This is a genomic window from Bauldia sp. (genome assembly GCF_965232525.1).
In the GTDB taxonomy this organism is placed as follows: Bacteria; Pseudomonadota; Alphaproteobacteria; order Rhizobiales; family Kaistiaceae; genus Bauldia.
This window is the reverse complement of the sequence record NZ_OZ246980.1, coordinates 785,001-799,886: the sequence shown is the minus strand read 5'-3', so window position 1 is coordinate 799,886 and position 14,886 is coordinate 785,001. Positions and strand designations below refer to the sequence as shown.

Genomic DNA, 14,886 nt, shown 5'->3' with positions numbered 1-14,886 from the left:
TACCAAGATGATCGAGGCGGAAATCAGCACCGAGGTCAGGCAAGCGGTGTCCTGGCGGTCGCGTCTCCGGGCGCTTGCCGGCGGCCTCGCCGATCTGGCACTGCCACCGCAGTGCCTCGCCTGCCAGCGCACGACGGCCAGCCACGGCGGCCTTTGTCCAGCGTGCTGGGGCGAGCTCAGGCTGATCGAGAAACCGTTCTGTCCGCGTTTGGCGATCCCGTTCGCTTACGATCTCGGCCCGGAGGCCGTGTCGGCGGAGGCGATCGCCGACCCGCCGCCGTTCGACCGAATGCGCGCCGTCGCCTGTTTCGATGGTGTCGCGCGGGCCCTGGTCCACGGCCTGAAGTATCGCGACCGGACCGAACTCGCCCGGTGGATAGGCGGCTGGATGGCGCGATCGGCGGTCGAGGTGCTGGCTGAAGCCGATGTCGTGGTGCCGGTGCCGCTCCACCGTTGGCGGCTCTGGCGTCGCCGTTTCAATCAGTCCGCGGTGCTCGCACGCGAACTCGCGCGGACCGCAACCGTGCCGTTTGCACCGGCCGCCTTGCAACGAGTTCGGGCCACTGCCCAGCAGGTGGGGCTCTCCGCCACCGAGCGCGACCGCAACGTCCGCGGCGCCTTTCGCGTCCCGCCGGCCTCCCGCGCCGAGATCGCCGGCAAGCGCGTCGTCCTGGTCGACGATGTCTACACCACCGGGGCGACAACCCGCGCGGCGACACGTGCTCTGATCAGGTCCGGCGCAACGGCCGTCGACGTCGTGGTCTTCGCCAGGGTTGTTCGCGGCGCCGACTGACCGATATTCTAGGGTGACGATTAGGAGTTTGACGACATGGCGGTTTTCCGCGCGGCAGCGATCCAGATGCGCAGCGACCTTTCGGTGGAGGCGAACACCGATGCGGCGGAACGCGGGATTCGGGCTGCCGCCGCGGCGGGTGCCGAATACGCCCTGACGCCGGAGATGACGACGCTGCTCACCCTCGATCGGGAGCGGCTGCTCGCCAGCATCAGTACCGAAACGACCGATCCGTCGCTGGCGCGGTTCCGGACGTTGGCCGCCGAACTCGGCATCCATGTTCATATCGGCTCGATGCCGATCAAGCTCGGCGAGCAGTCGGTAGCGAATCGGTCTTACGTCATTGCGCCCGACGGTGCGATCCTCGCGCGTTACGACAAGATCCACATGTTCGACGTCGACCTGCCCGGCGGCGAAAGCTATCGCGAGTCGCGGCTTTATCGGTCTGGCGACCGCGCGGTGGTGGTCGACCTGCCGTGGCTCAGGCTCGGACTGTCGATCTGCTACGACCTCCGCTTCCCGACGCTCTACCGGACGCTGGCCGCCGCCGGTGCCCAAGCGCTGGCGATACCGGCCGCATTCACCCGGACGACCGGCGAAGCCCACTGGCACGTATTGGTGCGGGCGCGGGCGATCGAAACCGGTTCGTTCGTGATCGCTGCCGCCCAGGGCGGTCACCACGAGGACGACCGCCATACCTTCGGCCACAGCATGATCGTCGATCCCTGGGGGACGGTGCTCGCCGAAGGCGACAGCGATCCGGGCTTCATCGTCGCCGATATCGATCCGTCGGCGAGTGACGCCGCCCGGCAACGCATTCCGGCGGTGACCACCGACCAGGAATTCACCGACCCGGAGACCAGTCCCGCCGTTCGGTTCGAGCCGGCGTGAGCGCTTTCGTCCGATGATCCGTTACGCCCTTCGCTGTGCCAAGGAGCACGAGTTCGAGGCCTGGTTTCGATCGAGCAGCGACTACGACCGCTCGGCCGAGGCCGGCGAGGTGTTGTGTCCGGTGTGCGGCAGCTCCAAGGTGGAGAAGGCGCTGATGGCGCCGGCACTAGGGTCGGGCCGTGCAGTCGCACCGCGGGCCCCGGACGCGCAACCCGAGCCGGACAAGGTCAAGCTCGCTACCGCCGATCCACGTGAAAAGGCTTTGCGCGAAGCGTTTCGTGAACTCCGCAAGAAGGTCACTGAGCACGCCGACTATGTCGGTGAAAAATTCGCCGACGAAGCTCGCAAGATCCATTACGAGGAAACCGAACCACGCGGCATCTATGGTGAGGCGACCCCTGACGAGGCCAAGTCGCTTCATGACGAGGGGATCGAATTCCATCCCTTGCCGCCGCTTCCCGAAGACAAGAACTAGGATACCGACATGGCGCGAATCGTGATTACCGGCGCGAACCGGGGGATCGGCCTGGCGCTCGCCCGCCACTATGCGGGGCGTGGCGATCAGGTGATCGCCGCGGTGCGCGAGACCTCCGAGCCTCTCTCCGAGCTCGACGTGGCGCTTCACCAGGGGATCGACGTCACCGACGACGTGTCTGTTTCGGCGTTTGCCGGGAGCCTTGGCGAACCGGTCGACGTGCTCATCAACAACGCCGGCATTCTTCTGCGCGGCGGTCTCGACGATCCCGACTGGGACGGCATGCGGCGTCAGTTCGAGGTCAACACGCTCGGCCCGCTACGGATGACTCGCACCCTGCTCCCCCATCTTCGCGAGGGATCGAAGGTGGCGATCGTCACCAGTCGCGTCGGCTCGCTCGGCGACAACGGCTCGGGCGGTAACTACGGCTACCGCATGTCCAAGACGGCGGTGAACATGATCGGCGTCAACTTATCGATCGACCTGAAGCCGAAGGGCATCCCGGTCATCCTCCTTCATCCCGGCATGGTGCGGACCGACATGGTCAGTGCGCCGAGCGCGGTCGATCCGGCCCATTCGGCGTCGGGGCTGGTCGCCCGCATCGACGAATTAACCCTCGACAATACAGGCCGGTTCATGCACGCCGAGGGCTACGAACTGCCCTGGTGAGCCATCGGCTTGCCGGCGACCATCATATAGTTAACGTCGGTATCGGTGCTGAGCCGCCACGCACCGACGATCGGATCGTAGATCGCGCCGGTATCCGCCCGGCGGGTCAGGCCGGCGGCGCGTAATGCCGCGCTGAGCTCGTCCGGCGTCACCAGCTTGTCGTAGCTGTGGGTGCCGCGCGGCAGCCAGCGGAGCACATATTCCGCGCCGACAATCGCCAGCGCCCACGCCTTCATTGTGCGGTTGATGGTCGAGGCGATGAACAGGCCGCCGGGTCGGATGAGTTCGGCACAGGTGGCGACGAAGGCCGGAACGCTGGTGACGTGTTCGACGACTTCCAGCGCCAGCACCGCGTCGAACTGGAGACCCTGCTCGGCCAGCGCCTCGGCCGTGGTGGCGCGGTAGTCGATGGCGAGGCCAGCGGCGTTGGCGTGGAGCTTCGCGGCCGCGATGGTTTCGTCGGCGGGATCGATCCCGGTCACCGTCGCGCCCATGCGGGTGAGCGGCTCGCTGACCAGACCGCCGCCGCAGCCGATGTCGAGGACGGTCAGACCGTCGAGCGCCCGCGGGTCCTTGACGTCGCGCTTGCCGCCGTCGGCGGTGACGAAATGCGCGCAAAGCTGCTCTTTGACGAAGCCAAGGCGCACCGGGCTGAGCTTGTGGAGGGGGCGCATTGGCCCCTCCGGGTCCCACCATCGGTCGGCGAGCGCCGAGAAGCGGGCGACTTCGTCCGGGTCAACGGTGTCGTGAGCCTGGGCCATGGCCCAGGACGCTAGGCCATCGTCTTGTTGTTGACCACAGGCAAGTTGGCGCGGCCGCCGTTGCGGCCTATGACGCAACTCGCTATGAAGGCGCGCCTTTTCGGCGGGTGAGCGGGTAGCGGACGGTTCGATGGCACGGCTGGTGATGAAGTTCGGCGGGACGTCCGTCGCCGATATCGATCGCATTCGCAACGTCGCCTGTCACGTCAAGCGCGAGGTGGAAGCCGGCAACCAGGCGGCTGTGGTGGTCTCGGCGATGGCCGGCACCACCAATCAACTGGTCGACTGGACCCGGACTGCGGCCCGTTTCCACGACGCGCGCGAGTACGACACGGTCGTTGCCGCCGGTGAGCAGGTCACCGCCGGTTTGCTGGCGATTACGCTCCAGGACATGGGGGTCAACGCCCGTTCGTGGCTCGGTTGGCAGATTCCGATCCGCACCGATGCCGCCCATGGCGTCGCTCGGATCGACGACATCGACGGGGCGGTGCTGGTCGAACGGATGGAGACCCAGAATCAGGTCGCCGTGGTCGCCGGATTCCAGGGAATCGCGCCGGATAACCGGGTGTCGACCTTCGGTCGCGGCGGCTCGGACACCACCGCGGTGGCCCTGGCGGCGGCGGTCGGAGCCGATCGATGTGATATCTACACCGACGTCGACGGCGTCTACACGACCGACCCGCGGGTCGTGCCCAAGGCCAGCCGGCTGGAGAAGGTTGCCTTCGAGGAAATGCTGGAAATGGCCTCGCTTGGCGCCAAGGTCCTGCAGGTGCGGTCGGTCCAGATGGCGATGGCGCATGGAGTGCGAACCTTCGTCCGCTCGAGCTTCGCCGACACGGACGCGCCGGAGCATCACCTCGAGCCGCCGCCCGGAACCCTGATCTGCGACGAGGATGAGATCGTGGAAGAAAAAGTCGTCACCGGCATCGCCTATTCCAAGGATGAGGCCGAGATCTCGCTGCGGCGGGTCGCCGACAAGCCCGGCGTTGCAGCGGCGGTGTTCATGCCGCTCGCCGAGGCCAACATCAACGTGGATATGATCGTCCAGAACATTTCCGAGGACGGTTCGCTGACCGACATGACGTTTACCGTCCCGGCCATCGATTTCGAGCGTGCCAGCGAGGTCATAGCGGGCTCGCGGGAGGCGATCGGCTATCAGGCGATCAATGGATCGACGGATGTCGCCAAGATTTCGGTGATCGGCGTCGGGATGCGCAGTCACGCCGGTGTGGCGGCGGAGGCGTTCCAGGCGCTCGCGGCCCGCGGGATCAACATCCGCGCGATAACCACGTCGGAAATCAAGATCTCCATTCTCATTGACGCGTCGTATACCGAACTTGCGGTACGGACTTTGCATTCGCTATACGGGCTCGACGAGAACTGATGTGGCGCCCGAGCTCGCGCCGCCGAGGCCGCCGACGGCACTAGCCGTCGCCTGAAACACGCCCACTGGGATAGCGGATCATGCGGGGTCCTCCCGCCGGGCCGCGCGTCCTGCTTCGCCGCCTGCGGGAAATCATGGCGGAGCCGATCAGCGCGCAAGACCGGCTTGACAAGATAACCAAGCAGATCGCCGCGAACGTGGTCGCGGAGGTATGCTCGGTCTATGTGCTCCGCTCCGACAACGTGCTTGAACTTTATGCAACCGAAGGTCTGAACCGCGAAGCGGTCCACCATGCTGCGTTGCAGGTCGGTCAGGGTCTGGTCGGCACGATCGCGGCGGAAGCCCGGCCGCTGAACCTGCCGAACGCGCAAAATCATCCTTCGTATCGCTATCTTCCGGAGACCGGAGAGGAAATTTATTCCTCGTTTCTCGGCGTGCCGATTCTTCGGGCCGGACGGACGCTGGGTGTTCTGGTGGTCCAGAACCGCACCCACCGCACCTATTACGACGAGGAAGTCGAGGCCCTGCAGACCACGGCCATGGTCATGGCCGAGATGCTGGCGGTGGGCGAACTCGAACGGCTGGCCCAGCCCGGCACCTCGCTCGATCTCAAGCGGCCGATCACCCTCAAGGGCGTGGGGCTGTGCGACGGCGTCGGTCTCGGCCACGTCGTCCTTCACGAACCGCGGGTGGTGGTCACCGCGCTGATCGCCGACGATATCGAGTCCGAAACCCGGCGCCTGGACCAGGCGATCGCCAGCCTGCGGCTGTTCGTCGACGACATGCTGTCCCGCGACGACATCGGCGAGGCGGGCGAGCATCGCGACGTGCTGGAAGCCTACCGGATGTTCGCCCACGATCGCGGCTGGGTCACCCGGATGCAGGAGGCGATTCGCAATGGTCTCACCGCCGAGGCCGCTGTCGAGAAAGTGCAGAGCGACACCCGGGCTCGGCTGCAGCGCCAGACCGATCCATTCCTGCGCGACCGGCTCCACGACTTCGACGATCTCGCCAACCGGCTGCTGCGGGTGTTGATGAACCGAGGCCACGGGCCGGCGGCCGACGAACTGCCGCGCGATGCGATCATTGTCGCCCGCAACATGGGCGCGGCGGAACTGCTCGACTATGACCGCGACCGCGTGCGCGGGCTCGTGCTGGAGGAAGGCGGGCCGACCAGCCACGTCACCATCGTCGCCCGGGCGCTTGGCATCGCCTCGGTGGGCCGTGCCGCCAATATCGCCGCACTGGTCGAAAACGGCGATGCGATCATCGTCGACGGGCTCGTCGGCGAAGTCCATGCCCGCCCGCCGGCCGACGTCGAAGCTGTCTATGCCGAGAAGGTCCGGTTCCGTGCGAGGCGGCAGGAGCAGTACCGGCTGCTCCGGGACGAGGACGCGATCACCGTCGATGGCGAGAAGATCGATCTGCACATGAATGCCGGGCTGATCGTCGACCTGCCCCATCTCACCGAATCCGGCGCCGGGGGAATCGGGCTCTTCCGAACCGAGCTTCAGTTCATGATCGCCGCGCGGATGCCCAAGCTGTCGGAGCAGACCGCGTTCTACGGCCGGATCCTCGACACCGCCGGCGACCGTCCGGTCACCTTCCGCACCCTCGATATAGGCGGCGACAAGGTGCTGCCCTATCTCCACACCGCCCAGGAAGAGAACCCGGCGATGGGATGGCGGGCGATCCGCCTCGGTCTCGATCGCCCCGGGCTCCTGCGCATGCAGCTTCGCGCCCTGCTGAGGGCATCGGCCGGTCGTCGGTTGCGGATCATGCTCCCGATGATCACCGATCTCTCCGAGATTCGGGCGACTCGAGACCTCGTCGACCGGGAACTGGCGCACATGCGCCGCCATGGCTACGACGAGCCGTCCGAAATCCTGATCGGCGCGATGATCGAGGTGCCGTCGCTACTCTGGCAACTCGACGGCTTGGTCGAGGTCGCCGACTTCATTTCGGTCGGCTCGAACGACCTGCATCAGTTCATGACCGCCAGCGACCGGGGCAACATCATGGTGGCGGGACGATTCGATCCCCTGTCGCGACCGTTCCTCAGGGCGCTCCGGGATATCGCAACCGCCGCCAACCAGTCGTCGACGCCGATCTCACTCTGTGGCGAGATGGCTGGCAATCCCCTGTCCGCGCTGGCATTGATCGGCCTCGGCTACCGTTCGCTTTCGATGTCGGCTGCGGCGATCGGGCCGGTCAAGGCGATGACCCTGGCGCTGCACGCCGGCAAGACCACAGAGACGGTGAACGGGCTGTTGGGAGATCACGCCTCCGACGACGGGGTCCGGTCCGCGCTCGCCGACTACGCCACCGCCGAGGGCGTGCCTTTCTGAGCCAATGCCATGACTGCCATTCCGCACCAGAAAATCGATGCGCTGATTGCGCGGGTTGAGACAATCGACGCGCAACTGGCGACCCCGCTCGACCGGGAGACCCTGGTCAAGCTCAGCCGCGAGCGCTCCGAGCTCGAACCGGTTTACGAGGCCGCGAGCGCGCTCCGGACCGCGATCGGCGAACGGGAGGGCCTGGACCCGTTGCTCGCCGATCCGGAGATGGCGGAACTCGCGACCGACGAAGCCGCGGCCCTCGATTCCCGAATCGCCGAGTTGGGCGAGGAGGTGCGCTTCCTGCTCCTCCCCAAGGACGCCGCCGACGAGAAGAGTGCGATCGTCGAAATCCGCGCCGGCACCGGCGGCGACGAAGCCGCGTTATTTGCCGGCAATCTGTTCCGGATGTACCAGCGCTATGCCGAACTCCATCGCTGGAAAGTCGAGGTGCTCTCCGAAAACGACGGTGACGCCGGGGGCTACAAGGAGATCATCGCCAACATCACCGGCAAGGGCGTCTTCGCGCGGCTGAAGTTCGAGTCCGGTGTTCACCGGGTGCAACGGGTGCCGGCGACCGAAGCGAGTGGCCGCATCCATACCTCGGCCGCCACCGTCGCCGTGCTCCCCGAAGCCGAGGATGTGGATGTCGACCTGAAGCCGGAAGACATCCGCATCGATACGACGCGAGCCTCCAGCGCCGGCGGCCAGCACGCCAATACCACCGATTCCGGAATCCGCCTCGTCCACGAGCCGACCGGCATCATCGTCACCGCAGTGTCCCGCTCTCAGCATCAGAACCGGGCGCAGGCGATGCAGATGCTGCGCGCCAAGCTGTTCGATCTGGAGCGGCAGAAGGCGGCGGAGGAGCGGGCCGCCGAGAGGCGCGGTCAGGTGGGGAGCGGCGACCGGTCGGAACGCATCCGCACCTACAACTTCCCGCAAGGGCGGGTCACCGACCATCGCATCAACCTGACCCTCTACAAGCTCGACGAAGTGCTCGCCGGCGAGAAGCTCGACGAGATCGTCGACGCGCTGGTCACCGATCATCAGGCGTCGCTGCTCGCGGCGGAAGTCGACGCATGACCGAGACGGTCGAAACAATTGGAGATCTGAGGCGCCGGCTGACGCAACGCCTTGCCAAGGCGTTCGGTGCCCGGGGCCACGCCGGCACGCCGGAGTTGGACGCCCGGCTCCTGCTCGCCGGTGCGCTCGGTCGCGATCCCGATGACATCGTGCTCCGCGATCGCGAGCCGGTGCGAGCGGATGATCGCGCGTCCGTGGCGGCCCTGGTCGAACGACGGGTTGCCGGCGTTCCCGTCGCCCGATTGCTCGGCGAGAAGGCGTTCTGGAACCAGACCCTGCGGCTCGTCCCGGAAACCCTGGTGCCACGACCCGATACCGAGACGCTGGTCGAGGCGGCGCTCGATGCCGTTGCGGCGCGAGGGGCGCGCGACGCACCTTTGGCGATCCTCGACCTCGGCACCGGCAGCGGCGCGATATTGCTCGCGCTGGCGAGCGAACTCCCGGAGGCGTTCGGTATCGGCGTCGACATCAGCGAGGCGGCGATTCGCGCCGCGCGAGCGAATGCTGCCCGCGCCGGGTTGGCCGATCGCACCGCCTTCGTCGTCGCTGACTGGGCCGCTGCGATCGACATGCGCTTCGACCTTGTCGTCTCGAACCCGCCATACATCCCAAGCGGGGCGATTCCCGGCCTGCCGGTTGAGGTGGTCGACCACGATCCCCATATCGCCCTCGATGGTGGCGCCGACGGTCTCGTGGCCTATCGGGCGATTCTGAACGACTTCGATCGCCTCCTGAAGCCGGACGGAAGCGTGCTCCTGGAGGTCGGGCAAGGCCAGGCCAGCGATGTCGGCGCATTGGCCAAAGATCGCGGATGGAGGACAGCAACCAGTCGGGACCTGGCCGGGATTGACCGTGTGGTCTCGCTGACGGCGTGCAAAAAATAGGTTGGAAATCAGTTGCGGACGGGCTAGGGTCCGCTCGCCGCGGGGAGCGACCCAGCCACAGCGGCGGTCATGGGCGGGGGCTCGTGACGGGGTCTGCTGATAGACGCTCCCATCGACGATATCGCGACCGTGGTTATCGCTTATCCGCTTGGATCGATCGGGTCCGGCGGATCGACGGGATTAGCGGGACGTGACCCGCTTTGGACTAGCTTGGCCGAGTGAGTGAACGTTTGCGAAGGCCTGTTACCGGGCAATTTATGTCCGGCCCGCTCGTGGATTCGTGCGGGCCTGGTTGGCGGACCGCGACGCGTGCGCGTCGCGGTACACACTGATCGTTCGAGATGAAAGAGAAGCGTTTATGAGGCAGGGACAGCAAAGACGTATGCGTGGCCGGGGTCGTAAGGGACCGAACCCCATGTCCCGCTCCTACGAGAGCAACGGTCCGGACGTGAAGATCCGCGGCACTGCGATGCAGATCGCCGAGAAATACTCCCAGCTCGCCCGCGATGCCCAGGCTTCCGGCGACCGCATTCACAGCGAAAGCCTGCTTCAGCACGCCGAGCACTACTACCGCATCGTTGCCGCCGCCCAGGCGCAGATGCCGCAACAGCAGCCCGATCGCCAGCAGGCCGGCGGCGAGAACGAAGAAACCCAGAGCAACGGGCAGGATCGCCAGCCGAATCGGCCCGAACAAGCGGCGCAACCCGCGACGCCCGAGAACGCACCGGCTTTCGGCCTCTCCGATCCGCAGCCCTTCATCAACGGCAACGGCAAGGACACGAGCGAAACGGCGGCCGGTCAGCCGGCGAAGGCTGACGATCAGGGGAGCGAAAACAAGGTGGCGGACGACAAGGACGAGTCGCCGCCGCGTCGGCCCCGGCGTCGACGCCAGTATCGCGCTCGCTCCGACGAACAGCCCGCCAACACCGACGAAGCGCCAGCCTCGCCCGCCGCGGAGGCGGACGCCGGTGGCGAGGCGGCTGCCGCCAAGGACTGACGTTCGCGGGCACACGCCGCGATATCCGGCGCACACTCCGCAATCTCCTAGCGCCTGCCCTCAATACCCGCGCCTCGCAGCGAAGGTGTCGCTCGGCTGCCGCCGCGCACCTGTTCGCGGCCCCGGGGCGCTTGTCCGCCCCTTTATTCCGGCTCGTCCGATAACCATATATCCGCGAAGGCGTGCCGATTCGGGCGCCGACCGATTTACAATAGTCAGTCAAATCGAACGATCCGTTTGGCGCCGTGTTCGGGCGGACGGGTCGGGTCAGGAGGGCGACACGTGAACTTTGAAACCTATACCGAGCGGGCTCGGGGATTCATTGAGTCCGCACAGACGGGGGCGTTGGCCGAAGGCCATCAGCAATTCACCCCGGAGCACATTCTGAAGGTTCTGCTCGACGATCCGGAAGGCCTCGCCGCCGGTTTGATCGAACGTGCCGGCGGCAATGCCAGCCAGGCGCTGGCCGGGACCGAAGAAGCGCTGGCGGCGCTACCCAAGGTCAGTGGCGGCAGCGGCCAGATCTATCTGGCCCAGCCGACGGCCAAGGTCTTCGATACGGCCGAGAAGATTGCCAAGAAGGCCGGCGACTCCTTCGTCACCGTCGAGCGGCTGCTGCTCGCCCTGGCGATGGAGAAGGACGCCAAGACGTCTGAGATTCTCGCCAAGGCGGGGGTCAATCCGCAATCGTTGAACGCGGCGATCGAGGAAATCCGCAAAGGCCGAACCGCCGATTCCGCATCGGCCGAAAGCCAGTACGATGCGCTGAAGAAATACTCGCGCGATCTCACCGCCGAAGCCCGCGACGGCAAACTCGATCCGGTGATCGGTCGCGACGAGGAGATCCGCCGGACGGTGCAGGTGTTGGCGCGGCGGACCAAGAACAACCCGGTGCTGATTGGCGAGCCGGGGGTCGGCAAGACCGCGATCGCCGAGGGCCTGGCGCTCAGGATCGCCAATGGCGACGTGCCGGAAAGCCTCAAGAACAAGACGCTACTTGCGCTCGACATGGGCGCCCTGATCGCCGGTGCGAAATATCGCGGCGAGTTCGAGGAGCGACTGAAGTCGGTCCTGTCCGAAATCGAAGCGGCCGAAGGCCAGATCATTCTGTTCGTCGACGAGATGCACACGCTGGTCGGTGCCGGTAAGGCCGACGGGGCGATGGATGCGTCCAACCTTCTGAAGCCGGCGCTGGCGCGCGGCGAACTTCACTGCGTCGGCGCAACGACTCTCGACGAGTTCCGCAAATATGTCGAGAAAGACGCGGCGCTCGCCCGCCGGTTCCAGCCGGTCTACGTCAACGAGCCGACGGTCGAGGACACGATCTCGATCCTCCGCGGCCTGCGCGAGAAGTACGAATTGCACCACGGTGTGCGGATGACCGATTCGGCGCTTGTTTCGGCGGCGACGTTGTCGAACCGCTACATCACCGACCGGTTCCTGCCGGACAAGGCGATCGATCTGGTCGACGAGGCCGGGTCGCGGCTGCGGATGCAGGTCGATTCCAAGCCCGAGGCGCTCGACGAGCTCGACCGTCGTATCATCCAGCTCAAGATCGAGCGCGAGGCGCTCAACAAGGAAAGCGACCAGGCGTCCAAGGATCGACTCGAGCGGCTGGAGAAGGATCTCGCCGATCTCGAGGAGCAGTCCCAGGCGCTGACTCAGCGGTGGATGGCAGAGAAGGAAAAGCTCGCCGCGTCCACCAAGGTCAAGGAACAACTCGATCAGGCCCGCGCCGATCTCGATCGCGCCCAGCGGGCCGGCGACCTCGCCAAGGCCGGCGAACTGGCCTATGGCACGATCCCCGATCTGGAAAAGGCACTCGCCGAGGCCGAGGAAAGCAGCCGCGAGGACGGCGATATGGTCGACGAGGCCGTGACGCCCAACGACATCGCTCAGGTGGTGTCGCGCTGGACCGGAATCCCGGTCGACAAGATGCTCGAGGGCGAGCGCGAGAAATTGCTGCGGATGGAAGACGAACTCGCCAAGCGGGTCGTCGGCCAGGCCGAAGCGGTCCATGCGGTATCGACCGCCGTGCGCCGCGCCCGCGCCGGTCTGCAAGACCCGAACCGGCCGATCGGCTCCTTCATGTTCCTCGGGCCCACCGGCGTCGGCAAGACCGAGCTCACCAAGGCGCTCGCCGCGTTCCTGTTCGACGACGAAACGGCGATGGTCCGGATCGACATGTCGGAGTTCATGGAGAAGCACTCCGTTGCTCGGCTGATCGGTGCGCCTCCCGGCTACGTCGGTTACGAGGAAGGCGGCGTGCTCACCGAGGCGGTGCGGCGCCGTCCGTATCAGGTGATCCTGTTCGACGAGGTCGAGAAGGCCCACGGCGACGTGTTCAACGTCCTGCTGCAGGTGCTCGATGACGGCCGGCTCACCGACGGGCAGGGTCGCACCGTCGATTTCCGCAACACGCTCATCGTCATGACTTCGAACCTCGGCTCGGACTATCTCGCCAATATCGGCGACGACCAGGACGTAGACGACACGGTGCGCGAGATGGTCATGGGGGTCGTTCGGGCCCATTTCCGGCCGGAGTTTCTCAACCGCATCGACGATATCATCCTGTTCCACCGGTTGAAGCGGAGCGAGATGGGCGCGATTGTCGAAATTCAGCTGGAGCGCCTGCAGGCTTTGCTGGAGGATCGCAAGGTAGCCCTCGACCTCGACGACTCGGCCCGCGAGTGGCTCGCGGAGAAGGGCTACGATCCAACCTACGGCGCACGGCCGCTGAAGCGGGTGATCCAGCGCGAAGTGCAGGATCCCCTCGCCGACCGCATTCTCGCGGGCGAGATACCGGACGGCGCCCAGGTCAAGGTCACCGGCGGGACGGACAAGCTCCTGTTTCTGCCCCGGGTCGAGGGCGGGAAGGCAAAGGAAGCCGCCGCCTGAGAACGGTACAATCCACACTTGTCAAGGGCTCGGCTCACAGCCGGGCCCTTTTCGTTATGAGAGGGTATGTTGGGTGCCGCTGACCAGCGACGGGGCCATACTGCCTTTCGCTGGCATCGCCCGATCAGTTACAGACCGGTCGCGGGTATCGGGTGCCGCCCACCGGATGGGCAATGCGATAACCCTCGGCTATTGAAAGCGAGTGATTTCATGGACGCGATGCTGCATTCGATCGAGGGACGGTGGCGTTTTGTCGATGCCGACTATTCGCGGCTCGCCCATTTCGAGCGTGGCCCCGGTACGCCGGTGCCGGCGGGTATCGTTGTCGATCAGCCCGGCTGGTCGCTCTACTGCCTCGACATGGAGACACGGCAGGCGGTGTTCGTCGAGACCGACGCCGACATCGACCTCGCCGACGCACCGTTCTTCTATTCCAAACAGTTCGAAGCGGCGCGCCGCGTCGCGCTGGTTCCGTTCGCGGCGTTGGGAACGCTGGCGGCGGCCGTGCCCGCGCCGGATCGGCTGGCGTTCATCTTCAACACCGGGCGATGCGGGACGACGCTGGTGAACGCCATGCTCAACCGGGTCGAGGGTGTTTGGAGCCTGTCCGAGCCTGATGCGCTTTTCGATCTGGCGATGGCGCGCGATACGCTCGACCCGGCCGAACACCGCGATCTGCTGGAGGCCAGCACCCGTCTGCTGTTTCGCCCGCCGTCGGCTCGAGCGGTGCACACTCTCGTGATCAAGCCGCGCAGCCAGAGTCTGTTTCACGCCGATTTGGCTCATGCCGCGTTCCCCGACGCGTCGCTGGTCTTCATGTATCGCGACGGTGTCGGTTGGGCACGTTCGTTCTTCCAGATGGCGACGAAACTCGGCTTCGATCCGGATTTCGACGAGGAGAACCGACGCTTCTCGTGGTGGATTCTGTCGGGGGGGACCGATCCCTCCTATCTTCGCCCCTATCTCGATTTCGACGCCGAGATCGTCCGCGTCGATGCGCTGCTTGCGCCGGTGTTCGGGCTCTATATGGAGACCTATCTCCGCCATGTCCGTGCCGGCGTGCCGTTCCTCGCGATCCGCTACAACGAACTCAACGCCGACCGCGATGCGGTGACCGCGCGGCTTCTGCGCCATTGCGGGCTGCCGGAGACGGCGCTGCCGGCGGCGCTGTCGGGCTTCGAGTCCGACTCCCAGGCCGGGACCGCGATCGGCCGCGATCGCCAGGGTGCGGCGTTCGGCGCTGCCGAGCGGGATCGGTTTCTCTCGGTCCTCGCCCACCATCCACAGGCTGGCTGGGTCGACGCGCTGCTGCCGGACATCGACCATCCCGAGCGACGCGACCAGCCTTTGGAACTGGCCGCGTCGCGATGACCTCGGCCGAGCGGACCGCGGCGTTGCTCGACGTCGTGGTTCGGATCGCCGGGGCGGCCGCAGATTGCCGCTATCTCATCGGTGGTGGTCTCGCCATCGCCCTTCATCGCGGGGCGGTCAGCCGCGATCATGAGGACATCGATCTGTTCGTCGATCGCGACGACATCGCGTGGTGGCGGCATATCTTCGAATCCTGGGGCCATCGGATCGACCGCGACGACTACATGGCATTCTTTCCCGGCGCCTTTGTCGTCGATGACGGGTTCGCCGAGGTCTGGCCAATGGTCTGGGCACCGGACGGATCAATTCGCGCGGAGCCGACCGCCGACCATCCCGGC

13 protein-coding genes (1 of these 13 cut by a window edge) are annotated in these 14,886 nt (G+C 66.1%); 12 read left to right on the top strand and 1 reads right to left on the bottom strand.

Annotated features, from left to right (window positions below; genetic code table 11):
- The first annotated feature begins 7 nt into the window (after nucleotides 1-7).
- The 4 genes from ACO076_RS03800 to ACO076_RS03785 are packed head-to-tail and all read left to right on the top strand — an operon-like array spanning nucleotide 8 to nucleotide 2,828.
- Entirely contained in the window at nucleotides 8-793 is a 786-nt protein-coding gene (locus tag ACO076_RS03800; protein ID WP_421725402.1) for a ComF family protein, read from the top strand.
- 36 nt (nucleotides 794-829) lie between these two features.
- Entirely contained in the window at nucleotides 830-1,684 is an 855-nt protein-coding gene (locus ACO076_RS03795; protein WP_421725401.1) for a carbon-nitrogen hydrolase family protein, read from the top strand.
- Between the two features lie 13 nt (nucleotides 1,685-1,697).
- Nucleotides 1,698-2,159 (top strand): DUF1178 family protein, encoded by a 462-nt coding sequence (locus tag ACO076_RS03790; RefSeq protein WP_421725400.1) that lies wholly within the window; start codon nucleotides 1,698-1,700, stop codon nucleotides 2,157-2,159.
- 9 nt (nucleotides 2,160-2,168) lie between these two features.
- A complete protein-coding gene (locus tag ACO076_RS03785; protein WP_421725399.1) occupies nucleotides 2,169-2,828 on the top strand; it encodes an SDR family oxidoreductase in 660 nt (219 codons plus the stop codon).
- Here ACO076_RS03785 and ubiG read toward each other — a convergent pair.
- Nucleotides 2,810-3,589 carry a bifunctional 2-polyprenyl-6-hydroxyphenol methylase/3-demethylubiquinol 3-O-methyltransferase UbiG gene (ubiG, locus tag ACO076_RS03780; protein WP_421725398.1) on the bottom strand — a complete coding sequence of 260 codons (780 nt, stop codon included), beginning with the start codon at nucleotides 3,587-3,589 and terminating at the stop codon, nucleotides 2,810-2,812. The two genes, ACO076_RS03785 and ubiG, sit on opposite strands and share 19 nt — an antisense overlap.
- Nucleotides 3,590-3,719: 130 nt before the next feature.
- Here ubiG and ACO076_RS03775 point away from each other — a divergent pair, with 130 nt between their 5' ends.
- From ACO076_RS03775 to ACO076_RS03740, 8 genes are all read left to right on the top strand, one after another.
- On the top strand, nucleotides 3,720-4,973 hold the full coding sequence (locus tag ACO076_RS03775; RefSeq protein WP_421725397.1) for an aspartate kinase: 1,254 nt from the start codon (nucleotides 3,720-3,722) through the stop codon (nucleotides 4,971-4,973).
- Nucleotides 4,974-5,053: 80 nt separating this feature from the next.
- Nucleotides 5,054-7,321: a phosphoenolpyruvate--protein phosphotransferase gene (gene ptsP, locus ACO076_RS03770; RefSeq protein WP_421725396.1), complete on the top strand. Its 2,268-nt coding sequence runs from the start codon at nucleotides 5,054-5,056 to the stop codon at nucleotides 7,319-7,321.
- Nucleotides 7,322-7,330: 9 nt separating this feature from the next.
- On the top strand, nucleotides 7,331-8,398 hold the full coding sequence (gene prfA, locus ACO076_RS03765; RefSeq protein ID WP_421725395.1) for a peptide chain release factor 1: 1,068 nt from the start codon (nucleotides 7,331-7,333) through the stop codon (nucleotides 8,396-8,398).
- Complete coding sequence (gene prmC, locus ACO076_RS03760; protein ID WP_421725394.1) at nucleotides 8,395-9,282, top strand: peptide chain release factor N(5)-glutamine methyltransferase; 888 nt, start codon at nucleotides 8,395-8,397, stop codon at nucleotides 9,280-9,282. Before prfA ends, prmC begins: the two co-directional genes overlap by 4 nt.
- 358 nt (nucleotides 9,283-9,640) lie before the next feature.
- Nucleotides 9,641-10,279: a DUF4167 domain-containing protein gene (locus ACO076_RS03755; protein WP_421725393.1), complete on the top strand. Its 639-nt coding sequence runs from the start codon at nucleotides 9,641-9,643 to the stop codon at nucleotides 10,277-10,279.
- A 282-nt stretch (nucleotides 10,280-10,561) separates the two neighbouring features.
- A complete protein-coding gene (gene clpB, locus ACO076_RS03750) occupies nucleotides 10,562-13,177 on the top strand; it encodes an ATP-dependent chaperone ClpB (RefSeq protein WP_421725392.1) in 2,616 nt (871 codons plus the stop codon).
- 210 nt (nucleotides 13,178-13,387) lie between these two features.
- The gene (locus ACO076_RS03745; RefSeq protein WP_421725391.1) at nucleotides 13,388-14,548 is read left to right on the top strand and encodes a hypothetical protein; all 1,161 of its coding nucleotides are present in this window, start codon (nucleotides 13,388-13,390) and stop codon (nucleotides 14,546-14,548) included.
- On the top strand, nucleotides 14,545-14,886 hold the 5' portion of the coding sequence (locus ACO076_RS03740) for a nucleotidyltransferase domain-containing protein (RefSeq protein WP_421725390.1). Its footprint extends 216 nt past the window's final position; only the first 342 of its 558 coding nucleotides appear in the window; its start codon is at nucleotides 14,545-14,547; the stop codon falls past the right edge of the window. The genes ACO076_RS03745 and ACO076_RS03740 overlap by 4 nt, the downstream gene beginning before the upstream one ends.